Source organism: Nonomuraea lactucae (assembly GCF_003313395.1).
GTDB lineage: Bacteria > Actinomycetota > Actinomycetes > Streptosporangiales > Streptosporangiaceae > Nonomuraea > Nonomuraea lactucae.
Map to the genome: position 1 here is coordinate 13,588 of NZ_QNFZ01001066.1, position 25,583 is coordinate 39,170.

Sequence of the window (25,583 nt, forward strand, 5' to 3'; positions counted from 1 at the left end):
TGGGATGGCGACTACTAGACAGGGAAGGCGGATCGTGGACAAACAAGAGCCGATCGAGCGGGCCGCTCGCGAAGGGATCGAGCCGAAGCGTCATTGATCAGGGAGTCGGCCGAAGGGCTGACCGTCGACGGGATGGACCCTGACGAGTGGCTAGAAGCCATGACGATGGAATGACAGAAGCCCCCGGCTCCGGCCGGGGCTTTGCTGTTGGGCGAGCGTTCGCAGAAGAGAACGGCGTGTCGCTTGACCATCAGACAGTCATGGGCGAGTGCATGTGGGACACTGTGAGGGACTGTTTCGTGATGAAGGCGACCCAACGTGCCCCCAGTTGCACATGGGGATCTGAGCGAGCAGAATTTACGGCGCGCAAAAGGGGAGCGCACAATCCCCAAGCCCTTGATCAGATGTAGGGAGTCAATGGTGACAACTTACGCAGCGTATGTCCTGAACTGAGATAACTACCCGTGGGGGTCGATCTGGGAGCATGGCTCTTGGATCTGGGCCCCAAAGGTGCCTTGCTCGCCTGTTTGGTGGGATTGGTCGCCGTACTGGGAGTCTGTGCAATCTTGTACGTGGCTCGGCGAAGCAATCACCCAGAAGGCCAAGCACGCATCGTATGGTTAGGAATCTCAGTCCAATGGAGCCAAGGGACGCGAGACGACACGTCGCAGCCAGCCATCGAGCAGACTGACGACACTGCGGAGGACGAACCTCCGGCCGTAGATCCGGCCGCCCCCGAAGGGGGTGATGCCGGACCATAAGAGGGCCCCCTCGCACGAGGGGGCCCCTGCATGTCTGCGGTTAGCTCGCCGGCTAACCCGTTAAAACAGTCAGCGGTATCGTGTGATGGTCGTCCGGCTGCGCCGCTTCAACCATATGAACGGCAGCGCGAGCCCACCCGTGAAGATGATCCACATGAAGTCGCCTAACGTCCAGGCGGGTTTCGTCACGGAGCGCCCCGTCATGGTGACCTGTAACGGCTGCTGCTGGGGCATCATGGGCTGCCCATACCCCGGAGGCGGGTACGGCTGGCCATACGGCTGCGGCTGGCCATATTGCTGCGGATGCTGCTGGTAAGGCCCCGGATGCTGTGAGGGATGCATGGGCGGACACTAAGCCTGCCTGATCGTTTGTGCAAGACGGGGGACCGGCATGGGACTGGTCGACCCCAACCGTGTTCAAACGGGCGCCCGCGGGTTCAGCCTCGCGGCGAAGCCGGGCAGCGGTAGTCGGGCGCATGTATGTTCGGGCAGCAGACCACGCCTATGGTGATGAACCTTTCGCCCCGCAGCCAAAAACCCCACTGGACATCAATGCGTCGGGGCAACAGGTCTTCAGCCGTCGCTAGGTATGAGTCGCGGCCAACCGCTCTCGCCACCCCCTCGATGTCGGCGAGGCTCCGTTCTGTCTGGTCCCACATGCCAGCCATCCACTTAACGGCGCTGCCAGTATCGGTGAGGGTTTGTAGGCAGCGCTCGCGGGACTTCAAGAGCCAGTCGCATGTACGCATCGGCGGAAGGGGAGAACGGACGAACTCCCCTGGGTCTGTGGGCGGAAGTGGCGGTTTGCGAAGATATTCCTGTTCGCGTTCTTTGGCCGCGCCGGTCCATGAATAGGCGTGATAATGATGCATGTCTTTCCCCTCAGACGGCGAAGCCCTCGCCTGTGGTACCACAGGCGAGGGCGGGTGGTCGGGCTCTAGCTGACGCGGCTGGTGTCGATGCCAGCGTTGCGCAGCTCCGCACCTGTGAAGCGCAGCGGGGGAGCGCCCGGCATCTTGCTGTCGCCCAGGGCGTAACAGTCGTCAGTACCTGGGATGCGCGCGAGCGTTACGCAGCTTTCCTGGTCCTCTTCCTGCTGGTTGCCGCCGCAGAGCGGATTGAGCGCCAGGCCGGAGATGTCCTTGCCGTACAGGTCGGTTGCCATGAGCGCACCTCCATGTGGTGGGATCGGTCGGCCCCGACGCTAGATACCGCCTCACGAGTCGGTCCATGAAGGTTGACGATGTTGCGTGAGGACGTCACGATCGGCCGAGAAGTCCGCAACAATCCGCACCACGAGACGGAGGAGCCAGCCGTGCGCATAACGTTCGTGGGTAAAGATCCCGAAAGTAACCCGACCGGATCACCGACCATCTACCGCACTGACCGCCAGAGCTGGCTGGTCCAAGGCTGGGAAGTCACCAACGAGGAAGCGCTCTCGCAGATGGACATCCCGGAAGGGGAGACCGTGGTCGAGATCCCAGACAGGATGCTCCAGTTCTTCAAACAGGCAGGCGCATGAACATCTCCGACGACGATTTCGAGGAGCTGCTGACCAGCTTCAACCGCAGCGCCGTCCATCTGGAGATGCGGGACGCCTACGGCACCGCTGTGGAGCTGCCCTACATGGCCAGGTGGGCGGCCGGGGAGCCGGATGACCTGGAATGGCTACAGGGCTGGTGCTCCACCCTTCGCGAGCATGTGAAGGCGGGCAAGACGGTTCGGAGAGCGCGAATCGTGTCGGAACCGCTGAGCGACTATCAGCGCTGGTCATACAGCATCGCTCAGCCGATGGTGGAAGCCGGCGAAGATATCCGGTGGGTGCCCCGTCACCTGGTCTCTTCGATCCCTCTGCCGGGAAACGACTTCTACCTCTTCGACGATCGTTTGGCCGTGTTCCTCCACTACGCTGGGAGTGGCCTGGGAACAGCGAAGGTGACTTCTACAGATCCAGGCGACATAGCGCTCTGCATGAGTGCTTTTGAGGCCGTCTGGAAGTTCGCGATTCCCCACCGTGAGTACACGCCAACTTAGCCCCGCTCGGCAGGCTGCCGAAGCTCTCGGGCAGCGCCTTCGCGAGATCCGGACGGGCGCCAACTTCACCGGCCGCGCCTTGGCAGCAGAAGCGGGCTGGCACTACACCAAGGTCAGCCGCATGGAACACGGGGGCAAGACCCCCACCGAGGAAGAGATCCGGATCTGGTGTCGGATCTGCAACACCGAAGACCAGATCCCGGATCTGATCGCTACCGTCCGGTCGATCCAGTCCATGTACCAGGAGTTCCGGCGCCAGACGCGCGCCGGGATGAAGCGCCTGATGCAGGTCCATGTCCCACTGTACGAACGGACGTCGCTATTTCGGATCTACGAACACAACGTGATCCCTGGCCTGTTCCAGACAGCCGACTACGCCGCCGCGATGCTCTCGTTCTGGATCTCATTCCTCGACACCCCGAACGACTTGGAAGCCTCCGTGACCGCTCGCATGGACCGTCAGCGGGTCATCTACCAGGCGGGCAAGCGCTTCAACGTGCTGATCGAAGAGCAGGCGTTGCGGACTTGGTTCGGCACGGCAGAAGTCCAGGCCGGACAGCTTGACCGACTACTCACCGTCATGTCGTTGCCAACGGTCTCCATCGGCATCATTCCGATGATGATCGAGCGCCCCTGTGTAGCCTCCACCGGATTCTGGGTCTTCGATGACGAGCTGGTGTGCCTGGAGACACCCACCGCAAACATCGAGATCACCCGGCCCACGGAGGTCAACCTGTACCTGAGAATGTTCGGTCAACTGGCGAGCGTTGCTGTCTACGGGAAGACCGCGCGCCGCATCATCACTACGGTTGCGCAAGAGCTGTCCTCAACATAATCGCGCAACATTCCGCAACATCCTGGCCTGCGTTGGGACGTCGTTTCTACGGTCGGATCATGCGCAACCGACAGAGACGAACCGCGAGCCCATTCAGGAATGTCGTAGCCCGACAGTCAGTGACCATCGGTGATCTCACACCGGAAGAGCTTGCCGAGATCGGCCCGGACGCTGCGCCGCCCCCTCCTGAGTCGTGGACTCGGGACGAGTACCGACAGTATTTGCTGCGCCGCGGTGTCGAGAACTGTACGGCTGATCACGCCTTGGGCATTGAGGGCTTTCTCGACCTGGCAGAGTCGCATGGCTTGCTGGAGAAGCGGCCGAACACGATGACCTTGCTCGGCGAAGAGAGCGTGCGATGATTGCTGCCGCGTTCAGCAAGGTCATCCCTCTATTGGAAAACTCCGGTATCCGTACCCAACTGATCAGGTGCGTTCCCGATGAGGCGACGGCCGATGTCTCCGGCCAGGTCGCGCCGCCGCGACTCATGATCTATGCGGACGGCGGCTGGAGAGTGGCCACCATCAGCGTGGCAGTCCGTTCTGGGGCGTACAGGGTGGAGCTGGCCCGCATTGGCCCACACAACGAGGAGCTACCCGACCGCGTCGAAATAGTTCCCGAGCGCCGCCCCGCGCGTGTCGCCACGCTTGTCTCCGCGACTATGGGGTCAGTGTGATCAACCTTGAGGACCTCAGGCACGAATATCGCCGCGAATGGGAGATCCGCGACGACATTGCGTATGGCGCTGCCGCGATCAGGAAGACGCCGATAACGGCGGACATGTACGCCCGCGACATGGTCAACGTCATTCTCGTGCGCGACCCCAGGGACCTTGCCGAACAGCTTGCCATTCAGCGTGCACGATCTAAGCAGTGCGGCAAACGCCTCTAGACGTCCCTGACTAAGGGTTGCTTGTGCAGGTCTTAGTCGGGGATTCCATCCCAACAACCCCACAACTAATCATCCGGAGCACTCTTGAGCGCCACCCCGGCAAGCCGCCCTTCTCGCCTCGAAATCAGCTGGGAGCCCTCGCCGTTCAAGGACACCACGTACGGCATGGTGGGCAATGTTAAGTTGTTCTCTATCAAAGACGAGGGGTATTACAAGAAGCTCCGCCCGCGCGTGCCCGACCATCAGGGCGTCCTCTACCGAGAGCAAGAATTCACCGACCCCGAGGAGGCTAAGAAGTGCGCCGATGAAATCCTAAGGGAATTCATGGTCGACCTCCTGGCGGAGCGGACCCCAGGAAAGCAGTCTTCATAGACAATCCCGGCCAGACAGGCAGACGAGCCCCACCCGAGTGGAATTCCTGCCGCCGTGATCGTGGCTCCCATCCACTCCCGGCCAGTGGCCGGAGTTCCAACCCTCCAGAAACGCGAAAGGCCCCCACGGTCCCGAGAGACCATGGGGGCTTCCTCATGCCTGCACAAACGATCACGGCCGCTTGCAGGCTACTTCTGGGGCGCTACCACGTTGTGGAGCCACGACAGCACGGCCGCCAGCGCGGCCGTGCCGCCTGCAACGGCGAGCTGCCTGAGATCGCTCGAACCCGAGCCCACTACAGCCTCACCAGCCGCCACAACGGCGACGGCCGCGATCGACTGGAGGAAGGTCCGCCAGCCGCGCGAAAGCGCCTCGCGGGTCTTGTCCTGGTTGGCCGACTCGTCGACGTGTACCACGTTTGAACACTCTCCAAATCAGTGATGTTGTGTTGAGCTGGGGGAACTTCAGGCCTGACGCGCCTGGCGCAGTTGGCCGGCGGAGCCGTTTAAACGGCGCTGGCGCCCGGCACGTCGGCCCCGCGGGGACGCCAGGAACTCGAGTCCGAACCGTTTAAACGGTTCGCCGCGGAGCATCAGCGGAACGAGCTGGCCCACGTGCGCGGGCCGACCATGCCGTCAATTGCAATGCCTTCCTGCCGCTGGAAGGCGCGGCAGACGGCTGCTGACTGCGGTCCGTAGACGCCATCGGCCGATAGGCCCCAGTGGTCGGCCTTCATGCGGGCCTGCCACGCCTTCACGTCTGCGCCGCGCATGTACGGGTTGGTGAGCTTGAGGACGCGGCCGGGGTAGCGAGGGCCGTCGCCGGGCTCCGGCTTGCCGGAGACGTCGTAGGCCGGACGGCCGAACGCGTAGACGTTGCTCGCGTTCTTGGACACCCACTTGACCGCCACGGCGTCGCCTTCGGCGTAGCCGTTGCCCAGGTCTCCGCGAGTGTTGCCGCCCACGGTCTTGAACTGGCTGGCTTCTACCTCGGTGACGATCTCCACGTGCGTGCCGCCATTGCGGCCGTAGTAGACGATGTCACCGGCCTTCGGCGAGTTGTGAAGCCGGTTGCGGCGGTCGAACCAGGCAACGCCGTAGAGGCACGAAGCCGTCTTCGGAATGATGTCGTCGGCATCGGCCATCATGGCGCACCACGAGACGAAGGTGTGGCACCACGGGTCATCCTGAGCCCATTCAAGGCCGGGGACAGCCGGAGCGTACTTCTGATGGTTGTTGCCGGTTTCGCGATAGCCGACTTCCGCGAGACCGACCTTGATAACATTCTTGGCCGTAGCCAAATGCGAACCTTTCCCCTTAAGCGGGCCAAAACGTCTTGACGGCGGCGCCGACCGCGAGCACGAGCGAAGCGGGCAGCGCATAGCGCCACTGCTCCAGTGCGCGAATACGGCGCTCGTGATCGTCGTCCGTCTTTCGGCTTTCCTTGAGTTCCTGCGTGAGCGTACGAACCTCACTCACAAGCTCCCGTAGCTCGTCGTACATGTCCTTCATGCTGACGACTACGCCGTTAGGTTCATCAGCCATGTGATCCTTAAGTCACTGAGATAGTACCGGGCGAGAGCAGAAAACTCCCCGACACGACTAGCGATTCTCCGGAACCCCAAAACGTGTTGTACGTCCACATGCGGCCGTCGTTGCCCAGCATCACGGCTCCCGCCTTAGTGACAGTCGAAAGATTCTCGCTGAACACGTAGGCATTAAGGAGCATCCAGCTATAGGGCGTGGCGATGATGGAACCGAACACAGAGCCAGAGGGGAGCGTGCCGCTTGCCGTACGCTCCAGAGAAAACGACATGTAGGCGACGCCTGCCCGGCTATAGGCCATGGCTGTGTCTACCCTTAGGCCCGACTCCCACGTAAAGCCGAGAGGGCTCGCGAAGAAGGTATGGGAATGCACACGCTGGGCGTACGTAAGGTTGGCATCCGACTTCGTGAGGTACGGGGATAGATCCGCGGGTGGCCCGAGCTCAAACTGTCGCGAGTTTTCACGGGCATAGAACTTCTTGGCGGTTGGGTCATAGCCCAACTGTCCTTCGGAGAGCTGGCGGGAGCCGGAGACGCTAACAGCGGGAAGCATCTGCACGCCCGACGACGTGAATTCCCTCATGTCGACCAGGTCTGCGGGAACGACCGTGTCCGAGTTCGCGCGGACTGTGAATGTCGCCAACGGGACTTCGAGGCTATCCCATGTGCGATCGACGGGCGGGGCAACAGCCCCGCCCTTCTTCACGGTCAAGGCGACAGTGTTCGTCTGCCGATCCAGCTTGAGGACAACCCGATCCGTCCGTGAGGACGTGGTCTTGTTTTCCTCGAAGAGGATCACCGCGTTCGCGTCCAGCTCGTAGTGGAAGCCTGCGGCCTTCGCGTGCCCGGCAGTTACCAGGAGTTGAAACGGCTGGCCCGTCGCCTGCACCTTAAGGGCCTGGTCCCACGGGCCGGGCGCTTCGACGCCGTTGTCTTGCCAGCTTCCCGCCATACGGGACCACTGCGCCTCATTCAGAGACGAGCTGTCGAAGGGGTAAGAGTGTTCAGCCAAACGATTTCCTCACACCTGGCGAACGGTCAGGTAGGTGCCGTTCACGATGGTCAGATTTCCGCTGGGATTCAGATAGGTGATTCCTAGGCTGCCGAGACTCGCCGATCCTGTGTTGATGAATGAGCCGTAGACGCGGCAGCTATAGTTTGTGGACGCGGCCGGGGCACCGAAAGGGCCAAGCGTTGCGTTAGCCGTAATCGACGCCGCCCGCAGGGATGCGGTGTTGGACCCGTTGTTGTACTCGAATCCCACTGTTGACCTGCCGGACGCGCCTAGCGGCGGCGTCGTTACTTGCAGGCTGCATGTTGCACCTGCCGTCGCGATCCGATAGAAGATCACGGCTTCAAACTGGAAGCTGCCTGTCCGGTCGATAGGGATAGTGAGAATGGTGTCGGCCGTGCTTGCCGTGCCCGAAGTGACTGCCAAGTCGCCGCCGCGACGCTTAATCGCTTCCATCTTTGAACCCCCAACGGGGGCCCACGTCGGCGTGGTCCACGACGTTTGGATGAGAAGCTGCTGTAGAGCCTCGTCCCATACAAGCGTGCCGACGAGTGGGTCGGCGGGATAGTCGCTGCTGTCTGAGGCGTTATGCACGATCACTTCGCGGAACCTTGGAACTCGGGCGATCTCCGAAGTGGTTGCGCCTCGTTCTCGAATCTTCGCGTAGAAGCGCCCTAGATCGACGTTATAGAAGATCGTCCCGTCTGGAAATGTCTCGGCGCCCTTGGCGCTTACCCTGATCCGCCGACTAACGAATGTCCGCAGATCGACGACCTGATTAGCGGGGACGGCCGCAGAGTTCGGCGGAATGTTGAAGTAGGCAAGCGCCATCTCAGGAGACGGGCCGTCCGTGTCGGGGTTCGGCCGACTGCCGCCGACCGTGCCTTCCTTAAGCGCGATCGACAGCTTGTTGGTTCCACGATCGAGACGAAGCACAACAAGATCCGCGCGCCACTGGGAAGTGTCGGAGTTCAGGCTATAGCTGATCTCCATTTCGGTATCAAGCACATAGTGGAAGCCCCGGAAGCTGGCCCTTCCGGGTTTCACCTTCAGCTTGCCGGGCACCTCCTCAGAGACAACGCTCAGGGTCAGCGTGCCGGGCACGTCGGCCACACCATCGTCCTGCCAGAGGGAAGCCATCGCCTCCCAGTCGGGCTCAGTGAGGACCGCGCCTGGCCCGCCATCAAAGGGGAAAGCCCGCTCTGCCAAATTGGTTACCTTCTTGCTTCAAGCTTCTTGATCGAGTTCCAGATGCGCCGGACCTCGCGATACAGGCCGGGCGTGGCCGAAGCGCCGTCCGTGCCGATGACGGGCTGCACGCGCGGGCCGTCCGCGCCATCGGTGAGGCGCACTTCGCGCAAGACGTCGGTCACGACCTGGCCGTGGATATCGACGGTCACCACATCGCCCACCTGGTAATGCACCCCGTACCGCAGCAGGTCCGTGTCGATGGGCGTCACGGACAGCTCTCCGAGTGCTTGAGACTCCGCGAGCGCTTCGGCCGCCGCCTGGTCGAGCTGCGCGAGCGCTTCCGGATCAGCGGGCGTAGAGGGGTTCTCAGGATCGACGGGGGAGCCGTCAGCTCCCTGCGCTACCGGGACGTCTCGCCGGTCCACAAAGCGCTCCAGGGGCGTCCTGAACCACTCGTGAGGCGCGGGCGATGGATCGTCGTACTGCCGCAGCCAACGGTTCCGGCCTTCGCCCTGAGCTGCCAGGATGGCCCGGCTCGCGGTCGGTGCCGCCAGTCGGTAGCTGTAGGAAGCCAAAGTGCCGGCGTCTGGGCTGAAGACCACTTCGCCGTCGTCGTGGACGCGGGGCGTGTACGGCTCGAACGTCAGCCTGTCCGTGGTTCCCTGGCGGAGCCGCCAGCCGATTCCAGCACTCGCGGCCACCTCCGCACACTTGACCCCGAGCACGTCAAAGCGAGTCGAGACGGACAGCGTCCGGCCGAAGCTCTGAGACGGGGCGTCCAGGTTGGGGATGATCCTGTCGGCGCGGGCCGCTGGCCCCGCGTTGACGTTGACGAGCTGCCGCAGCGCGGCTGCCGCTGGCCCGGTGAGGCTGTAGCGATCCGCGGTTTGGTTGGCGATCGTGTTGCCCGGCACGGGTAGCGTGATCCGCGACCACAGTAGCCACTCATCCGAGACCCCGGTGTACGTCACCAGGCCCCGGCCGGGCTGGTCGGCAGACCAGGCCCGAGTCACGCCCGTGGTCGGTCCCGACATGACGGGACGGGCCACGCCCTCAATCCAGATGATGATCCCGCCGCCGGGCTGCAGAATGCTCGCCTCGCGGGAATCGGCTGGCACGGTGAGAGTCCACGAACCGATGTTGTTGAATCGCGAGATGACGTCCAGGCTCGTGTACTGCTCCACGACGCCCACGCGAATGTAAAAGGCGTCGCGCGCCTCCAGGAAGAACTTAGGCACTGATGAACCTTGGTGCGTATGTGAGGCTGACGGATGTTTCAGCGCCCACGTTGCTTACGTCGATGAGCACTTCGTTCAAACCCGGCGAGATCGGCCACAGGTGCGGGCTCGGCCCGAGCAGCCGCCACATGTTTGCGCCGGTCACCGGGTCGTATACGGCCTTGTGGCGTGGGCGCGTGTCGATCACAAGCGTCTGTGTCTCCGACAGGCCAGTGTTCACAGTGAACGACTGGTCTGGCTTGTTCGGCACCTTGCGCGTGAACGTCATGCCGCTTGTTGGGCCATGAATGGTCCACATGGGCCATGTGTCCACGTCTCCGGTGACGGTGATCGTGGACGAGCCGTTGAGAGAATGGGTCTTGTTCACGAAGGGTCGTCCAAGGAACGGCTCGCCGAAGAACGGGACGACTTCCAGAGCGCCCGTGGTGAACTTAATGACGTGCAATGTACCCGAGTAGAAGTAAGGATCAAGAGCGCGGAAAATCAGCCCGTACTTGAGCCACAGGAAACCGGCCACGTCTTGCCCTTCGTCGCCCGTGGCACCATCGACATAGAAGGCGTCGATGAATCGCCGTGAACCGTCCCCTTCGGTGACGGTAATTCGGCAGGGGCCAAGCATCGGGTTTAGGGCTGCCACGAGCCCGCGCTTGAGGGCAAGCAGCCCCGGCCGGTCCGGGGCTGCCAGTAACAGCGGAATGAACAGTTCGCGAGAGGTAGCGCGGGGATGGCGGGGATACCCGCCATCCAGCGCAGGCATCTCGTCATAGAAGAGGCTGTACGGCGGGGCATCAAAACCCTTCATTCCGGGAAGAGTGACGATGCCGTGGGCCCCGCTGGTCAGGTTATAGCTGGAGGTGTATATCCCTCCGCTACCGGCCGCCACGTCCGCCGGGGTGGCCAGTTCGATTGTCGTCCTTGGCCAGTTGGCCAAACTCTGTTGTCCACCCCTTTCAGGCGTAAAGGGCATCGGCGTAGCCGAGCACCGTCACAATCTGGCGTTCGGTTGGGACGGTCGGAGCCGCGTTCACGGTCACCTGGTAGACCCGGCCAGCTGATGCACCGGCTGTGACCAGGGCATTACCGGCCGGCTGGGTCCTAGCAGGTAGCAGGCTTGCGCTGTCGCGGGCGCCCCAAGCCGCGGGCGTGTTTAAACGGTCCGCGTCTACCGCAAGCGGCAGCTCGGCCACGCTCCACGCCGACGTCAGGTGATCAGCTAGGCCGGAAACTGCATTTCCTACCAGGCGCTTAGTTCCGGTGATACCGTTCGCTAGGCCCTGGCCGATAAACCGTCCGATCTCCTGGAAAACGCGAGACGGAGAGGCGATGCCGAGAATGTTCTTAACGGTGCGGATCAGGCCGTCTACCATGTTGTTCCACTGGGAAACGACCCAATTCCAGAGTGAAATGATTCCATTCCACAGTCCGTTAACAATCTCGCGACCGGCGTTATATAGCCAGCTTCCCGCATTCGCGAAAATGCGCGTGATCGAGTTCGGGATGCCGCCGATCCACGCAATCGCTTCATTGAATCGCGCCACGATGGCGTCCTTGACGCGGCCGAACCAGTCTCCGAACTTGCCAGGCAGAGACCCGAACCAGTCGAGAATGCGGCCTACGTCGTCAACTCGGCGCTTGATCCAATCAACTATGGCGTCCCAGATCCGCTCTGCGGCTTGCTTTACCTGGGTCCAACTAGATTCCCAGTCGATGCCCAGGAGATCGAGCGCCGCCTTGAATTGCGTCTTGAAATTTTCCCAAATGGTCTCGAAAATGCCGACTACGGCATCCCAGATTCCGGAGAAAAATTCCTTGATCCCGTTCCAGGCTCGCTCCCAGTCGCCGGTAATGACGCCGAGAACGAATTCGATCAAGCCTGACAGTGCGCGCAGAACGCCGTCTACGACAGCGAGAATTCCGGAAAAGACGTTGCCGATAATATCGAGCAACGGGCCGCCGAAAGTGTCCCAGGCAATCGATATGAACTTGAAAACGCCGCCGATAATCTCGCCTACGCGGGAAACGATCGACTGAAGCTTTGAGCCCCATTCCTCAACTGTGGCCTGGTTTTCGGTAAACCACGCCACCAGATCGGTGAAGATCCGCGAGATGATCTCATAAGCTTGCTGGAAAAGCGGTGCTACCGTGTCGTAGATGAATCGGATGGTGCGGCTTAGCCACGTGTCCTCGGAAAGGCCCTCGCCCGTCAGCCAGTTAACGGCCTGCGAAATCCAGCCGATCAGGGTTGACAGCGCGGGAGCCACGAAATTCGTGATCACGAACGCCAAACCCTGAGCCAGTAGCGCGATGAGCTGAGCCAGTGGCGGCAGGATCGGAGCCACGGCGACCAGGAGCGCGACCAGCGCCCCGGCGATGGCCTGAAGCGCTCCACTGTCGGCAAGGATCTGCACGGCTACGCCGAGCTGCTGGAAGACGGTCACGAGCGCGCCGCCGACTGTGGCCAAGGCTGGCCCCAGCTCCGCCAGGGCGGTCGTCAAGATCGGGCCTACGATCTCGGCCAGACGGCCGATGATCGGCGCTAGAAGGCCGATCCCAACGGCTAGGGTCTGGACGACGGGCAGCAGGGCCGCGCCGACGCGGCCTAGCGCCTCAAAGATTGAAACCAAGATGGCTTGACCCTGAGCCGACTCCAGGAAGGCCCGCAGCCCGCCCACGAGCGAGCCGAGCACGCCCAGGGCGCTGGTCCCGGACGTCTCTAGCGCCCGGAAGACGGCCCGGACGATGCCGACCAGATCGCCGAGCAGTGAGCCGAGCTGGCGCACGACGGCAAGGCCGTCCTGCATCCAGCGCAGGGCGTCACCCGACGCAGCCGCAGCAGACAGGAACCGGCCAAGGTGCGCGGCGGCTTCGGCGATGCCAGGGACGAGCCCAGCGAGGAAGCCAGCGCCCACCACGCCCACGTCGCGGAAGCCATCGAGAAGCGGCCGGATCGACGGCACTACGGCGTCCACAGACGCGCGCAACGAATCAAAGATCGACCGAACCGCCTGGACGGTTTCAGCCGCCTTAGCGAACTCCAGCACCTCAGCCGCGCCACGGCCGAAAGCCCCGGCGGCCGACGTGACACCGTCGTCTAGGGCGTTAAGGAGAGGTAGCAGCTCGAACAGGTCGCTAATGAGCGGCGCAAAGAAGGCGTCTTGGGCGTTATACCTAAGCGACTGGAAAGCGGGGGCGATTTGCAACAGCCGGTAAGCCAGTTCACCGGCAGCAGGACCAAGTTCCTTGGTCCCTTCCATGAACGTTTCGTAGTCGCCGCTAATGGCGGCCTTGAAACCCTCGGCTACGCCGGTAAGCGCGAGCTTCAGCGTGCCGAGCGCGGCAACGCCAAGAAGCACACCGCCCGGCAGCGCAGCAAGGAGGCCAGACGCAGGAGCCAAGGCGGCAGCGAGCGACAGTACGCCTTGCGCCGCAACGCCGAGACCACCGGCCGCGACACTGGCCGCGCCGCTTACCGATACCAGGCTGCCAACGAATCGCATTGCCCCACCGGAGGCGTTCAGGAACGCCTTACCGACATTCGACAGAGAAGGGGTCAGAGCGGAGGTGATGCGCTGCCCGGTCTGGCGGGCGTGGCCGCTTGCCTGGTCCCCGAAGGATCGGCCGAACTCGTCGCCGGCCATCCGGCCCATGTTCATGCCGATGTCGCGGCCGACGCTCTCAGCGACCGGCTTTAGTCGCTCCTTCAGTTCATCGCGGAGCTTGGAGGCGAAGTCCTTAGCAAGCTTCGGGTGAACCTCTACATAGGCTTCACCCACCTTAGTCTGCGCCAGGACATCACCCCCCTTGGACCGTCGCTAGCAGTTGCATGATTTGTTCGGGCGTGGCGAACTCCCGAACCGGCTCCGGTTCGGTCGTGCGCTTGTGGTTAGGGCGCGGAATGGGGTCCGGCTCGGGGTTGTTAGCCCCATCCGCCTTGTGGACTTCCGCGAATAGCCAGTTACCGGCCGCGATATGATCGCCGATAAGGGCCAACAGGTATTCGGCCGTACTCCAATCGGCCTCTTCGCCGTACTCGGCGCGATGAACAGCCGATCCGCGGGGAAGCTGAGAGATCAGGCTGTAGACCTTCCGGAGGCTTAGCCGCCCCCGGTAAAGGTCGCAAATGTCAACGCCGTAATAGCGTTGGAGATCCGCCTCAACGGCGGCCGGATGCTCGCTAAGGAGCCTTGCGAGCCACGTTAGTTTCCCGTGCCTGCCGTGGAACCGATGGCTTCCATCAGCTCCATGGCCTGACGCAGCTTCGGCTTGGTGGCGCGGAACTGCTCATACTGCTCTGCGCCGAGAATCATCCGAAGCGCCGACGTGAGACGGCCGGACTCTAGAAGGTCCAGCACGTCAGCGTCCCAATCCATGGAGGGCGGCACCAGGTAGGTGACGCCGTTGTACTCCACGGGCAGCGGCGTGCCGTGCGCCTCAGCCTTCTGCGCGGTCTTGCTCAAGCTAGATACTCCTCGGAGTGTTTAAACGGGTTAGCCGGCAGTCATGTCGCCGGACACGATCAGGTCGCCGAGCTTGCCGTTAGCGTCCAGAGCCTTGAAGGTCATGGCGAGCGAGTTCGGGTTTGTGCGCGTCAGCGTGAAACCCTCACGCTCGTTCACCTGGGCGCGTGGGATGTAGAGGGCCGCCACGCGGGTAGAGTCGCCCCACATGATGATCAGCGCCTTGGTGACCAGCTCGGGCGTGGACGGCAGCGTTAGCATGGACGTGACAGGGGTTGTGTCGCTCTTAACCCATTTGCCGCCGAAGAACAGCGCCGTGGTGTCCTTGTCGAACTGCATCAGGCGGAAAGTGACCGTCAGACCTGCACCCGTGATGACCGTGGTCGCTGGCGCGGCCGACTGCCATACCGGGATGTCGTTCGTAGAGAGCGATGGAGCGATTTCCGCGCCCTCCTCCGACACGTAGCCGAGATCGGTAAAGCCGGTTATCGGGGTCGAGTCGTCAAAGGCCGTCGCAGCGGCTGGCAGGGCAGGCATCGGCGCGTCCGCCGTGCCCATGAGGATTCGGCCGTGAGGCGCGAAACGAATGTCCTTAGAATTGATCTTGCCCAAGGGCTTAGCTCCCATAAAGGTAAATGGCATGCGAGAAAACAAACCGCTGCTCGCGGCTCACAGGGTCGGAAATGTCAGAGGGGCCTAGCTCCTCCGTCACCTCGGCTGCGATCATCGGCCCGACCTGTCGGCCGGGAAGTTCCTCAAGCAGGGCTGTACGGGCCGTTAGCGCGACCTGAAGCGCGGAGCGCTTGTCCGGCCCGTAAGCGTCGAAATCAAACCGCCAGCGGTCCAACCGGTGACGCACTTCGCGCGTGCCGCCAATCAGCGTGACGATTAGGTGACGGCTGTTGACGGCATGGCCGACCAGGGAGCCCGAAACCATGACGCCAGGAACGCGGGGCTTAAGGAAGGTGATCGCGACCTCAACAGGGTCGTAGATCACGAGATTCGCTTAGCTTCCAGTGCTTTGCCCAAAGGGCGGAAACGGGGCGTGCCGGGATGCTCATAGGGCGGCACTTGCTTGCCGAAAAGCGTGGTGTGCGTGCGCGGGCTGGTGCCGAACTCCACCTTGAGCGCGTCCTTGTCGGCTGACACGTACGCGACTGGGCCGCTTGCCGTGATCTCCAAGTGCTCGGTGATGGAAGCCGCGTACTCGTGCAACGGCGCACGCTTGGGCGCGAGCGCGTACGCGAGTCGGCCGATCTCCTTAGCCACGATCAGGCACTCTTTGGCGGCCCCCGGCCCAAACACGAGCCGGTTTATCGCCTGGTGATCCAGCTTCACGCCAACGTCAGCCATCGACCCGCCTCATGGTGAAGGCCGTATGGCGGCCGTTGAGCCCCACCGTCCAAACACGCGGGGAACCGATCACGTCATAGACCACGCCCCGGAAAAGAACGCGGTCGGCCGACTGCACGTCGGCCGTGCCGGGGATGAACGCACGGTATGTGGTGATGGTCGTCTCCCGGTCGCGGTCCTCATTGGCGGCCCCGCCAGAGGTGACGCGGTCGGGCTGCACGCTCCCGCGATGGGCGCCCACCTCTAAGGCGTTAGCCCAATCGCGAGTCTCGCCGTAGACGTCATCGGCAAGAGGGGCGCGAAGCACCGTCAGCCGATCCACGTAGATCGCCACAGCGGCCCCTAAGCGGCCTTTGTGGCCACGGAACCGGCCTTGCGGCGGTACTTGTTCAGCGAGCGCTTAGCGGCAGCGCTAAGGCCCACTGAGCCGCCGGAATCGGCATACGTGATCGACACGTCGCCCACGCTTTCCGCCTGCACGCCAGGCGTGCCCGACAGCAGCCGGATCACTTCCTGACACACCACGGCCTTAACGTCGGCCGGTACGGCGTCCCCGCCGTGCGTGTACGTCACCTTGACTGTGGACGGCTTCATGTCCAGCCAGCGCAGCCGCCAGCCCCAGCGCCGCCACAGCGCCGACTGCACAAGGGACCAGTCGGTCACCTCGTGGCCGTCGATCTCCACCCGCATCACCTGGTGGACCGGCTTGCCGGGCAGTTCCAGCGTCAGCTCAGACGGCGACTCCAGGGTGATCACGTCGTTTTCTACCCGGCCGAAGGTGCGGCGCGTGTGCGCCTCCACCAGTGCCGACACGTCGGAGATCAGCGCTTCAATGCGGGCTGTCTCCTCCGGCTCCAGCTCCCGGCCTAGCCTCGCGGTTACGTCCGCGAGAGTTGCCAGCAAACCAACCTCCTTCCTCGTTTAAACGGGTTGGCCGGCAGTGGGACCGGCCCCGGTAGGGGACCGGCCCGCGGCTTCGTTTAAACGGGATTAGGCGGTCTGCGCGACGGCTAGGTGCTCCCCGCGCATCACGCGGGCTCCGTACACGTGCAGGCCCCGAATGGCGTCCGCGAACCAACGCTCCGGGCGGTACGCCTCCGTCTTGACGATCTGGTCGGCGTAGCTGGTCGCGATCTTGTGACCGGCGATCAGGTGAGTCCTGGCCGGAAGGGTGTTAGCCACCACCACGTCAAAGCCGAGCACGCGACCCACCAGGCCGTTACGAAGCGGCTCGGTGCTGCCGCTCTGGCTCGCGTCGATGAAACGCGGGTCCAGCAGCAGACGGCCGTACAGCTCGGGCGAGACGATCATGTATCGGCCACTCGCCGGAGTGTTGGTCTTGTCCAGCGCGACACGGATGTCAACGAGCTGCCCGTACAGCACGTCGGGCGCAGCGTTCAGGACAAGGTCAACCTTCTTGTACGCCACGGTGGCCGCGAGGATCTTGCCCGCCACGTAGGCGTCGGCCGCCTCCGCGAGCTTACGAGCCGCGCGGGTCATACCCTCGGTCATGTACTGGCCACCGATAAGGCTCTGAACCTTAGCGATGTCATCGACCTTGAAGCGGAACGCCTTGGACTGGTCGATCTCGAACGACGTCTCGCCGCCAAGAATGTCCTGCGGATCACCGGTGAAACCGGTAACCGGGTTGTAGTCCTCAACAGCCGGATCAAGGACAGTCGGGATGCGGACCTTATCGCCCGCGTCCTGGATCTGACCCTCATAGTCGTGGTTGCAAACCAGGTTGGAAGCGACTACGAGTTCGCCCCGGAGGGCATAAAAAATCCCGGCGGTCCAAACCTCCGGGATGAAACGCTCTGCGCGCTGTGGCGCAGTAAAGATCGCCAAAGGGCTAATAGCTCCTAACTGATACCTAGCAGATCATTGAGCTGACCCTTACGGCGGGCTTCCTCGATCTGCTCATAGTTCATTCGCTTAAGGTCCTCACGAGTGAGCTGCTTCACCTTCGAGCCGGAGCCGTCACCTGAACCGCCAAGCGCGTCCTGGTCGAACTTCGGCGCAGCGTTCGCCTTTGGCAGCGACTTCACGAAAGCCTTGATGGCGTCGCTGTCGGGCTCGCCATCCGAGCCGACAAACTTCGTGAAGTTGATGAACTCGACGTCCGGCAGGGTCACGCCAGCCTTAGCGGCCTCCGCCGCAAGCTCCGCACTAGCGAGCCGGGCGGTAAGCTTCGTTACCGCAGTGCGCTCACCCTCGGCGCGAGCCTCAGCAATGGCCTTCTCGCTGTCGGAAAGGTTTGCCTCCTGTAGCTCCTCAAGCTGCTTAGCAGACGCCTTAGCGTTCGCCTCGTGCTTGCGGCTCATGGTGCGCCACTTAGCAACCTCGTTCTTAAGAGCCTCAATGTCCGGGGCCGTTTCGGTCCCCGTCTCGGTCTGCTGCTCCGTCGTGGTCACGTCGCCGTTCTGCTCACTCATGTCTTGCCTCCATGTCGGAAAAGCCCCATGTCGGGGCTTTGAGATCCCTATGATGGGAAGATGGGTCGTGGTAATCATCGGCGCAGCGAACGCGGTGGCCTGGCGCTGGTTTGGGAGCAACTTGCTGCTCTCACGCTGGCCAGCGCGTGCTTTGGTGCTATATCCGCTACTACTGATGTCTTTGGGCTATTCGCCTCAGATGGTGCTTCGTCGGTGGTCCCAGCAGGAGTGCCGTCAGACGAAGGTCGTGAAGCGGTGGCTTCTATAGAAAGGCTTCGTCAACAACTTGACATGGCGCGCAAAGAGTGCGAAGGGACGTTGGGCGCCTCCAGCGCGGAAGCCCGCCGCATTGGAGAGCTCTGCTACCGGCGTATCTATGAAGCAACCAAGTAGGGCCCGTATTCGCCGTGGTCGAGCACGGCAATCTGTTGGTTCCGGATCGCTTCCGCGTAGGCGTGAGCGACTTGCCGGTTAAGGTCGTCGTCCCAATCGCCTTCGGCGTAGACCGGCTCAACGCCGCATCCGCAGCCGGGATGGATGGGCAACAGGCCGCCCTTGCGGTAGCGGTTCGTAGACGCCACCACGCACAGCGGGCAGTGGTTAGGCCGCTCAGACAGGACACGCTTAAAGCCGATGACCCGCCTGTCGGCGTCGATCACCGCGTTAGCCGCGTTCCGGCTGGCTAGCTGTAGGTCAGCCTCAACGGACTTGCCCAGCCTGTCGGCGGCATTGTCTAGGGCGACCTCGAAACTCTTGCCGTGCTTCAGGTCCGTCCACAGCCATACGAACGGCCGCGCATAGACCTCATCAAGGGACACGCCGCCCTGGCGGCCCTCAAGCCCGGACAGGTCAACATCGGGCGTCGGAGCGCCCGTCAGCAACAGGGACAGCTCCCGCAGCATCGCCACCGCGAGAGAGACCTCCTGGGCCTGGCCCTCACGAACGAGCGGCACGAGCTGGTCGACGAACCCGGCCACCGATGCCCGGTCATAGCCCGTGGGGGAGTGACGTAGCCGCTCCCAGACCAGCCGGGCCGCCTGCACGAGCTGGGCGCGGAGAGACAGGCGCGACGTCGAGTAGTCCCGGCGGATCTCAGCCTGTGAAGGCACTAGGCGGCCTCCGGCATCTCCTCGCCGGACTCCTCGTCACGGCCGCCGGCTGAACCGTTTAAACGGTCAGCCGCGGGCGCCTGCCCGAAGACCATCGCCTGAACCCGAGCCCGCTCCATCTGCTCAGCCATGAGCTTGTCGAACCGGGCGATCTGGCCGGGGCTATAGCCCGCGTCCTCCTGGAGCTGCCTGTCCGGCACGCCTAGAGACTTGAGCTTGGTCAGGGCGTCGATGTGCTCGGACTCCGACTTGTACTCGGGGTCAGCCCAGATGACCTCAGCCCGACAGGCGTCTTGGCGTCGGTCGCCCAGCACGGCGAAGCACAGCCGCATCACCTCTTCCCATGACTCACCGAAAGAGCGCTGACGCTGCCTGGACTTCGCCACCAATCCCGCTTCGGCTGACTTGATCGACTCGCCGGAAGGTGGCTGGCCGGAGTTGACCAGGAAGTAATGCAGCGGGATACGGCTGATGCTCGCGAGGGCCTGTGTCAGCGCCTCCGCGAGGCGCACATAGTTCGACAGGTCGGCCGCCTGGAATTGGCCGAAAGCCGTCTGCGGGTCCTCGCTGTGGAACATGCGGTCCAACGCCACCCGGAACGGGGCGATCGGCTGGCCGTTCTCGTCCTCCTCCAGCTCCATGCCGGTCACCCAGCGCTGCGGGAACGCGGCATACTCGCTGGCCACCAAGGCGTCGATCATGACCTTGTTAATCGCGTCCTGAACGGGGATCACGCGGTCAAGCTCGGAGATCGGCTTGCCCGACAGCCGGGGCCTGTTCAGAAGCGGCACCACCGGAACGACCTTGAAGGCGTTCGGCCCCGCCTCCGGCTCACGCCACGTCTTGTCGCCCTCCTCGCGGATGGCCTTATAGAAGCCGCCGCCGGGCAGCCACAGGCGAGAGTGGAGCGTGCCCCAGTCGTCGCGGTACTCCTGGTAGGCCGCCAGCCGCTTACGCCTGTCCGCCGGATCTGTCAGCACGAACATCTCGTTCGCCGACTTGGGCTGAATGACGGGCTTGCTGTCGCTGTCGCCCCACACGAGCACGTACGACTTGGACGTGATCAGCGCGTCAACATGGGCGCTGTCGGAGTCGTCGTCCATGTAGGACCGCTGCCAGATGTCCCATGCGTCGCGGTCGGCGTTCGGGTCGTCGGTCATGCGGAAGCCCTCGATGCGAAGCCGCTCGGCGACCGAATCAACGATCAGGGCACAGAAGTTCTCGGCCCACCGGCTTTGAAACACGCCGCCGAAAGCCTCGTAAAACTTCTCCTGCGCGAACGCTAGACGGTGCTCGCCGTCGTAATAGGCGTTGCGCTCGCGGTTACCTGCGACTTGGGCATTGAGCTTGCCCTGTAGAAACTCCATCCATTCGGCAGGAGACTTAGGCGGCCTTCCCGCCAGCAATGGAACCCCTCTCAGTAACTCATGGCTCGCCGCTTACGGCGCTTCAGACGGCCGTCCGCGATAGCGTCGGCGCGAGCTTCAACCGCGAGCACAGCCGCCATGCAGGCGTCAATGTGCCGCTTAGACTTCTTCGTCTCCTTACGGATGACGAATCCGGCCCGCACTTCCCTCGTACGGGCGTTAAGCACGTGCCGCGTTAGCGTCTTGTCCCCGGTGTGCCAGAGCTGGCCCGTCTCAATGCCGGTCTTGAAGCGCTCGCACGCGTTGGCCATGGCCGTGTCGCGATGCGTCCAGAACTCAAACACGGTCTTGTCGCCGTGCTCCTGAGCCCAGCGGCCGACGATGTCTTGCCAATAGGCAGGGTCGCAGTAAGCCCAAGCGACCTTGTATGTGTCGAACGCCTTAGACATGGCGGCCGACACCTCAAGCACATCGACTTCCCAATCTTCGGACGTGTGCGGGTTTTCCCACACCTTGATAGGGAAGATCAGACCGTCCGCGAGCCGGCAACCGACGATCGCCGTGGCGTCGTACCTCAGGCTGCCGTCGAACCCGATAGCGATCTGGTCGCCGGGCTGCGGCTCCAACTCGACGCGGGCCGCGTTCCAAGCTTCCTTCTCGATGTACGTGTCTTGGGTCGCGGTGGGCTGGTTGAGGAAGTACCGGCGGGCCTCATGCTCCGGCATCGACTGAAGGTCGATGACCATCCGGTCAAGGTCCATCCAGTCGGCCGCCGGGCCGTACACGTACCGCAGCGCCTTCTTAAGCTCCGCTCGATTCCGGATCGAGACCGGCGGCGCTTCGCGATGGTCGAACAGCAGATGCGGATTCTCTAGAAGACCCTCAACGACCTTCAGGTATTCGCCGTGCGTGTGCTCCGCAATGGAGCCTTCACCAGGCGCGTACATTGTGCTGGTTTCGAGCGCCCACGGTTCAGCGAGCTTTCGCTTAAGCAGGTTGCGGCTCACCGTGTTGTGCATGCGGTGAAGCTCGGGCGTGGTGTAAAGGTGAGTCTCGTCAAAGATGGCTAACGTTTCCTTGCCGCCGTCCTTAGAAGCGCTGGATGCGGTAGAAGGGACGATCTTCCCGCCATCGGGGAGATTTACTTGCCCAAGGTTCACGTCAAGGCCGGGATAGTCGTCAATCACCGGGCCTTCGGTGAGCATGTAGTAGATGTTGTCGTAGGTGTTTCCCGCCTGGCTTTCTTCGGTGGCCAGGCAGCGGATATATGGGTAAGTGATAGGACGGCCTACCGGCGCTCCGTTAGCGTCCCAGCCATCAAAGCGGACAGGGCCGAGCGCTTCGGCGCAGCCGAGCGCGCCCGCCAGCTCGGACTTAGCGCGGCCCTTCGGCCGTGACAAGAACGCCCGGTTAACCCGGCGGCGGCCCGAGCTGGTCACCTCGTAGCTATCGACGATGAAGCGCGCGTACTCGCGGTCAATCTCGATCGGCTGGCCCTGGACGTCGCCAGGGCCGTGCACAAGGTACGTCTCAATCCAGTCGATGACCTGGTAGCCAAGCGAGTGCTGTGGTGCCGTCCAACGCCCGTCAGGGCCGTACGGCAATCAGTCCTCCAGACTCTTCCGGCGGGCCGACAGGTCCCGCACGGGTGCAAGCCTCGGCTTGTCGTCGGCCGGGCCGGGTAGCTTCATTCGGAGACGCTGACGGTCCAGGATCGTCCCGCCCATGCGCTCCTCATTTAGGCGGATCTCACTCAACAGGGCCGCCTTGGGCTCCTGGTGGTACTGCTCCACCAGCGGAGCCAGCATGATCAAACGCTGCCAGTCAGTAGGCGCGAAAGCCTGAGCCTGAGGGGACGCGGCCCACGTGTCCCACCAAGCCCGAGTCTTCGCCGAGTACGTGGTGTAGCCCGGAAGCTTCGGAGCCTTCACCACGGCGTCGGAGGTGAGCGCGATGGAGTCGACAGGGTCGGCATTCCGGCGAATGCGGTCTTGCTTGGGCGCTGGGCCTCGACCAGCCACGCTTTACCTCCTTCCTCGTGATCTAGGCAGCAGGGCTGCTATTCCCTTTGGGGGAGTAAGACAAGTATTTCCGCCCGGTCACGCTCGGCCGCGCGTAAATGGGTAACCTCGAAACATGAGCGGGAAGCGGAGGTATCAGATTCCTCATCAGAAGCCTGCGGTCTGCCGCTGACCTTCCCTGGTCGGCCTCTGACAGGTGAGGATGCGGTTGATTTGCCGCTGCCCTAGGTGAGAGGCGTTCCGATCGACCAGCTCCAGAGCTGTCGATTCCACGCTCAGATGATTCCTCTTCTGAGCCCCACGTTTGCAATACGCGAGCAGGGGCCTTTCATGATCGTCATCAACGCTACTTGGCAGCGCGTCGTTCTCGGCGGACTTCTCGTACTTCCGCTGGCCTTGATCATCACAGTGATGATCCCGGCCCTCGTTGTCTTGCCGTTCTTCTCAGCAGGACGCGAGTTCCTTCTCAAGCTCATCGATAAGTTCATTGCCTGGGCGCGAATCATCGTGATCAAGGCAGATGCGAAGTGATCGGACCAAGTCATGGGGGCGTGCTGCCGTTACACCAACCCGCCTTCAGGCGGGGCCGGGACTCGAACCCGAACTACCCCCTCGTGCGGCTCCCAGGGATCGAACCTGGAGCTTCCGGTGTGTAAGACCGACACTCTTCCAATTGAGCTAGAGCCGCATGCGTACCGCTCCCCGGACTCGAACCGGGAACCTTCGCGTTCTAAGCGCGACGCCTCTGCCGTTGGGCTAAAGCGGCTTGCAGGCAGGATGCGCCCGCGGGCGCATTTAACGCCCCTGCCGGCGGCCACCCGGCAGGAGGGCTCCTGCTTTGCCGGACGCCCAGGAATCGAACCTGGAACCCGTGGCACTTCACGCCACTGCTCTACCTATTGAGCTAACGCCCGTCCGAGTTGGACGCCTGGGACTCGAACCCACACCATGACCGGCTTCACAATCCGGCGCTCTACCGCTGAGCTACGGTCGCCATAGTGGCGGAGGTGGGATTTGAACCCACGATCTCAGGGCCTATGAAACCCGCGAGGACAACCAGACTCCTCTACTCCGCTAAGACGCGCCTACGCCAGGCGCGTAACCTCAAGCATCTCGGCAGGAATCGTGATGGTCACACGACCCATACCGCTTTGCGCTGGCGTCAGATCAAACGTGGGGTTCTCAAACGGGAACGTGACCGGTGTCCCGTCAATGGTCATCTGCCAAAAGCCGTTGTTGATGCCGTCGAACGTCATGGCAACCGCTGTCATAGCAACCCCTCATCTTGTCTCGCCGAGCTGGCGTTCCTGGACTCGAACCAGGACCAGCGGAGTAACAGTCCGCCGCTCTGCCACTTGAGCTAAACGCCATCGCGTTGTCGGCCCCGCCGCGTACAGTGGAGCCATGACCATCAAGGCTTTCGTCGTCGGGCTGTTTAAACACCCCGTGCGTACGCTCCGCGAGCGTGACGCGGAGATGGAAGCGGCCATGGAGCTGGTAGACGCCGAGTTCAACGAAGCCGTCGCCGAGCTGGTGAGCAAGCTCACGGCCAGGGTCCGGCGAGTAGCCGGCCGAGCCGTTTAAACGGTTTGCGTGTCCATCTGAGTCAATTTGCCCCACACTGCGCACCAAGCCTCCTAGACTGCGCCCATGGCTGGCGATCCTGTGAGCTATTTAGACGCCTGGTCGCTCTGGAGCGACGGCGTAGACATCCGCCAACGGGTCTTGTGGGGCCTGGAAATCTACTGGTGGGCGCGCTATGCGAAGGTAGCGGCGCTAGTCTCGGGGCTCATCTTGGTCATTGACATCGTCGGACCTGAGCGTATTGAAAGACTCCTAAAGAAGGTAGAGGACAACGCCGATACCGTTGAGCATCAGGAGGGCCGTCAGCAATATCTTGCTCGGCGGTTCATGGCAAGGGTGGCCATACTCGCATCCCTAGGAGTTCTTGCCGCGCTGGTGGAGAAGTATGTGCCGAACGGCCGCAGGTGGAGCAGGCTAATCATGGCGAGCTGGCTCGTATTCGTGTTCCTGGGCGTGAAGGATGTCCTGCTAAGGCCGATACTTTGGGTAACCAACCATAGCCGAGCGCTTCGTGTGGCCAGGATGGCCGCCCTTCTGCTCTTGGTCGCAGCTTTTCACTTCGACTTCCTGACCACCTAGCTGGCACTTTCAGTGCCCGCCGAACGCGGGGCTTCCTATGCCTACCACCACAAAAGCTGCTTAGCTGGCGCTCTTACGCAGAGTCCCAGACCCGTACAGATCGCGAGGACCAGCCCTCCACAGTTCTCTGTGTCGCGCTCTGTGGTGGGTACCCCAGTCACCTGCTTGTGACTGTCTCGGCTAACGCCACGTTTACCCGCTGAGCGGCTCTCTGGGCGACACTGACGGACTCTTGCGTACACTCGGTCTCTCGCTTAGCAGGCTGGCTATCGTTGGCTTAGCTATGCTTGGAGTGCTTCAAGCTCTTATGGCTCCGCTTGCTACCGTCTTGCACAAAGCTCATCGTTCCACTAATGTTTCTCATGTCAGCACAAACCGGGTCTTCAAACCGGCGCGAGGCTGGTTTGAAAACTCAATAGTGGAAAGAGGTTGGTTCGTTGGAACCCACCACAACACCGGAGCCACAGGTAACGGTGACTGAGACCATCTACGAACCGGGTCCGACGGTTACCGAGACCAAGACCGAGACCGTAACGGCTGCGCCGCCCACGGTCACGGCGACGATAACGGAGACCGCTAAGGCTGATAGTCCTAGCGCACCTCCTACGCCTCCGGCTCCGGCACCTACGCCGACTCCGGCCCCTGCGGTGACCGTCACCAAGACGGCCCCCGCTAGCCCGGCACCGACCATCACTAAGACGGTCATGGAGAAGGCGTCCCCGGCAAGCTCCGCCCCGGCGGTGCCAGCATCGGCACCTACGGCCCCGGCAATCCCGCTCCCGACTCCCAGCGCTAGCGCT

Annotated in this window: 31 protein-coding genes, 5 tRNA genes and 1 pseudogene; 9 read left to right on the plus strand and 28 right to left on the minus strand. The window is 62.7% G+C overall.

What is annotated here, in order from left to right:
- Positions 1-1,698: 1,698 nt before the first annotated feature.
- Positions 1,699-1,926 carry a DUF397 domain-containing protein gene (locus DQW85_RS43010; protein ID WP_113705498.1) on the minus strand — a complete coding sequence of 76 codons (228 nt, stop codon included), beginning with the start codon at positions 1,924-1,926 and terminating at the stop codon, positions 1,699-1,701.
- A gap of 78 nt (positions 1,927-2,004) precedes the next feature.
- Between DQW85_RS43010 and DQW85_RS43015 the strand changes: the two genes are divergently transcribed.
- From DQW85_RS43015 to DQW85_RS43045, 6 genes are all read left to right on the plus strand, one after another.
- Complete coding sequence (locus DQW85_RS43015; protein ID WP_240197794.1) at positions 2,005-2,283, plus strand: hypothetical protein; 279 nt, start codon at positions 2,005-2,007, stop codon at positions 2,281-2,283.
- The gene (locus DQW85_RS43020) at positions 2,280-2,795 is read left to right on the plus strand and encodes a DUF6879 family protein (RefSeq protein WP_113705499.1); all 516 of its coding nucleotides are present in this window, start codon (positions 2,280-2,282) and stop codon (positions 2,793-2,795) included. The genes DQW85_RS43015 and DQW85_RS43020 overlap by 4 nt, the downstream gene beginning before the upstream one ends.
- Entirely contained in the window at positions 2,776-3,630 is an 855-nt protein-coding gene (locus DQW85_RS43025; RefSeq protein WP_113705500.1) for a helix-turn-helix domain-containing protein, read from the plus strand. The genes DQW85_RS43020 and DQW85_RS43025 overlap by 20 nt, the downstream gene beginning before the upstream one ends.
- Before the next feature lie 119 nt (positions 3,631-3,749).
- On the plus strand, positions 3,750-3,992 hold the full coding sequence (locus tag DQW85_RS43030; protein ID WP_113705501.1) for a hypothetical protein: 243 nt from the start codon (positions 3,750-3,752) through the stop codon (positions 3,990-3,992).
- A 310-nt stretch (positions 3,993-4,302) separates the two neighbouring features.
- Positions 4,303-4,521 (plus strand): hypothetical protein, encoded by a 219-nt coding sequence (locus DQW85_RS43040; protein WP_113705503.1) that lies wholly within the window; start codon positions 4,303-4,305, stop codon positions 4,519-4,521.
- Between the two features lie 84 nt (positions 4,522-4,605).
- A complete protein-coding gene (locus tag DQW85_RS43045; protein ID WP_113705504.1) occupies positions 4,606-4,893 on the plus strand; it encodes a hypothetical protein in 288 nt (95 codons plus the stop codon).
- Positions 4,894-5,081: 188 nt separating this feature from the next.
- Here DQW85_RS43045 and DQW85_RS43050 read toward each other — a convergent pair whose 3' ends face one another.
- The 20 genes from DQW85_RS43050 to DQW85_RS48530 all read right to left on the minus strand — a co-directional run bounded on the left by DQW85_RS43050 (position 5,082) and on the right by DQW85_RS48530 (position 22,620).
- Positions 5,082-5,309, minus strand: a complete 228-nt coding sequence (locus DQW85_RS43050) for a hypothetical protein (protein WP_113705505.1) — start codon at positions 5,307-5,309, stop codon at positions 5,082-5,084.
- Positions 5,310-5,485: 176 nt separating this feature from the next.
- The gene (locus tag DQW85_RS43055; RefSeq protein ID WP_162795861.1) at positions 5,486-6,193 is read right to left on the minus strand and encodes a C40 family peptidase; all 708 of its coding nucleotides are present in this window, start codon (positions 6,191-6,193) and stop codon (positions 5,486-5,488) included.
- A 16-nt stretch (positions 6,194-6,209) separates the two neighbouring features.
- On the minus strand, positions 6,210-6,437 hold the full coding sequence (locus DQW85_RS45385; protein ID WP_162795862.1) for a hypothetical protein: 228 nt from the start codon (positions 6,435-6,437) through the stop codon (positions 6,210-6,212).
- 7 nt (positions 6,438-6,444) lie between these two features.
- Complete coding sequence (locus DQW85_RS43060) at positions 6,445-7,449, minus strand: hypothetical protein (RefSeq protein ID WP_162795863.1); 1,005 nt, start codon at positions 7,447-7,449, stop codon at positions 6,445-6,447.
- Positions 7,450-7,458: 9 nt separating this feature from the next.
- On the minus strand, positions 7,459-8,562 hold the full coding sequence (locus DQW85_RS43065) for a hypothetical protein (RefSeq protein WP_162795864.1): 1,104 nt from the start codon (positions 8,560-8,562) through the stop codon (positions 7,459-7,461).
- A gap of 101 nt (positions 8,563-8,663) precedes the next feature.
- Positions 8,664-9,878, minus strand: a complete 1,215-nt coding sequence (locus DQW85_RS43070) for a siphovirus ReqiPepy6 Gp37-like family protein (RefSeq protein WP_162795865.1) — start codon at positions 9,876-9,878, stop codon at positions 8,664-8,666.
- Entirely contained in the window at positions 9,871-10,809 is a 939-nt protein-coding gene (locus DQW85_RS43075; RefSeq protein WP_162795866.1) for a phage tail family protein, read from the minus strand. Before DQW85_RS43075 ends, DQW85_RS43070 begins: the two co-directional genes overlap by 8 nt.
- A gap of 19 nt (positions 10,810-10,828) precedes the next feature.
- The gene (locus DQW85_RS43080) at positions 10,829-13,651 is read right to left on the minus strand and encodes a phage tail protein (RefSeq protein WP_113705511.1); all 2,823 of its coding nucleotides are present in this window, start codon (positions 13,649-13,651) and stop codon (positions 10,829-10,831) included.
- Positions 13,652-14,074: 423 nt separating this feature from the next.
- A complete protein-coding gene (locus DQW85_RS43085) occupies positions 14,075-14,335 on the minus strand; it encodes a hypothetical protein (RefSeq protein ID WP_113705512.1) in 261 nt (86 codons plus the stop codon).
- A 30-nt stretch (positions 14,336-14,365) separates the two neighbouring features.
- Positions 14,366-14,947, minus strand: coding sequence for a phage tail tube protein (locus tag DQW85_RS43090; RefSeq protein ID WP_162795867.1), 582 nt, complete (start codon positions 14,945-14,947; stop codon positions 14,366-14,368).
- A 4-nt stretch (positions 14,948-14,951) separates the two neighbouring features.
- The gene (locus tag DQW85_RS43095) at positions 14,952-15,332 is read right to left on the minus strand and encodes a hypothetical protein (protein ID WP_113705514.1); all 381 of its coding nucleotides are present in this window, start codon (positions 15,330-15,332) and stop codon (positions 14,952-14,954) included.
- Entirely contained in the window at positions 15,329-15,688 is a 360-nt protein-coding gene (locus DQW85_RS43100) for a hypothetical protein (protein WP_113705515.1), read from the minus strand. The genes DQW85_RS43095 and DQW85_RS43100 overlap by 4 nt, the downstream gene beginning before the upstream one ends.
- Entirely contained in the window at positions 15,681-16,022 is a 342-nt protein-coding gene (locus DQW85_RS43105) for a head-tail adaptor protein (RefSeq protein WP_113705516.1), read from the minus strand. The genes DQW85_RS43100 and DQW85_RS43105 overlap by 8 nt, the downstream gene beginning before the upstream one ends.
- Positions 16,023-16,030: 8 nt before the next feature.
- Positions 16,031-16,591 carry a head-tail connector protein gene (locus DQW85_RS43110; protein WP_113705517.1) on the minus strand — a complete coding sequence of 187 codons (561 nt, stop codon included), beginning with the start codon at positions 16,589-16,591 and terminating at the stop codon, positions 16,031-16,033.
- An 87-nt stretch (positions 16,592-16,678) separates the two neighbouring features.
- Positions 16,679-17,536 carry a phage major capsid protein gene (locus DQW85_RS43115; RefSeq protein ID WP_162795868.1) on the minus strand — a complete coding sequence of 286 codons (858 nt, stop codon included), beginning with the start codon at positions 17,534-17,536 and terminating at the stop codon, positions 16,679-16,681.
- A gap of 14 nt (positions 17,537-17,550) precedes the next feature.
- On the minus strand, positions 17,551-18,123 hold the full coding sequence (locus DQW85_RS43120) for a hypothetical protein (RefSeq protein ID WP_113705519.1): 573 nt from the start codon (positions 18,121-18,123) through the stop codon (positions 17,551-17,553).
- A 374-nt stretch (positions 18,124-18,497) separates the two neighbouring features.
- Positions 18,498-19,100, minus strand: coding sequence for a hypothetical protein (locus DQW85_RS43125; RefSeq protein ID WP_162795869.1), 603 nt, complete (start codon positions 19,098-19,100; stop codon positions 18,498-18,500).
- A 131-nt stretch (positions 19,101-19,231) separates the two neighbouring features.
- Positions 19,232-20,599, minus strand: coding sequence for a phage portal protein (locus tag DQW85_RS43130; RefSeq protein ID WP_113705521.1), 1,368 nt, complete (start codon positions 20,597-20,599; stop codon positions 19,232-19,234).
- A gap of 50 nt (positions 20,600-20,649) precedes the next feature.
- Positions 20,650-22,203: a terminase TerL endonuclease subunit gene (locus tag DQW85_RS43135; protein ID WP_113705522.1), complete on the minus strand. Its 1,554-nt coding sequence runs from the start codon at positions 22,201-22,203 to the stop codon at positions 20,650-20,652.
- Positions 22,204-22,620, minus strand: coding sequence for a phage terminase small subunit (locus DQW85_RS48530; RefSeq protein WP_113705523.1), 417 nt, complete (start codon positions 22,618-22,620; stop codon positions 22,204-22,206).
- A gap of 330 nt (positions 22,621-22,950) precedes the next feature.
- Between DQW85_RS48530 and DQW85_RS43145 the strand changes: the two genes are divergently transcribed.
- Complete coding sequence (locus DQW85_RS43145) at positions 22,951-23,151, plus strand: hypothetical protein (RefSeq protein WP_162795871.1); 201 nt, start codon at positions 22,951-22,953, stop codon at positions 23,149-23,151.
- Between the two features lie 84 nt (positions 23,152-23,235).
- On the opposite strand, the gene DQW85_RS43150 is transcribed toward DQW85_RS43145, so the two are convergent.
- The 6 genes from DQW85_RS43150 to DQW85_RS43180 form a co-directional block, all read right to left on the minus strand.
- Positions 23,236-23,308: transfer RNA gene (locus tag DQW85_RS43150), tRNA-Val, on the minus strand.
- A 5-nt stretch (positions 23,309-23,313) separates the two neighbouring features.
- A tRNA-Leu gene (locus DQW85_RS43155) sits at positions 23,314-23,386 on the minus strand.
- Between the two features lie 75 nt (positions 23,387-23,461).
- A tRNA-Phe gene (locus DQW85_RS43160) sits at positions 23,462-23,534 on the minus strand.
- Between the two features lie 85 nt (positions 23,535-23,619).
- Positions 23,620-23,696 (minus strand) — tRNA-Met (locus tag DQW85_RS43170).
- Positions 23,697-23,705: 9 nt separating this feature from the next.
- The gene (locus DQW85_RS43175) at positions 23,706-23,876 is read right to left on the minus strand and encodes a hypothetical protein (RefSeq protein ID WP_162795872.1); all 171 of its coding nucleotides are present in this window, start codon (positions 23,874-23,876) and stop codon (positions 23,706-23,708) included.
- Positions 23,877-23,918: 42 nt separating this feature from the next.
- A tRNA-Asn gene (locus tag DQW85_RS43180) sits at positions 23,919-23,990 on the minus strand.
- Positions 23,991-24,024: 34 nt separating this feature from the next.
- Here DQW85_RS43180 and DQW85_RS43185 point away from each other — a divergent pair.
- A complete protein-coding gene (locus DQW85_RS43185; protein ID WP_113705526.1) occupies positions 24,025-24,204 on the plus strand; it encodes a hypothetical protein in 180 nt (59 codons plus the stop codon).
- A gap of 66 nt (positions 24,205-24,270) precedes the next feature.
- Complete coding sequence (locus DQW85_RS43190; protein ID WP_162795873.1) at positions 24,271-24,783, plus strand: hypothetical protein; 513 nt, start codon at positions 24,271-24,273, stop codon at positions 24,781-24,783.
- 487 nt (positions 24,784-25,270) lie between these two features.
- Here the strand turns inward: DQW85_RS43190 and DQW85_RS46290 are convergent.
- Positions 25,271-25,583: pseudogene (locus DQW85_RS46290) on the minus strand (hypothetical protein); the annotation flags it as partial.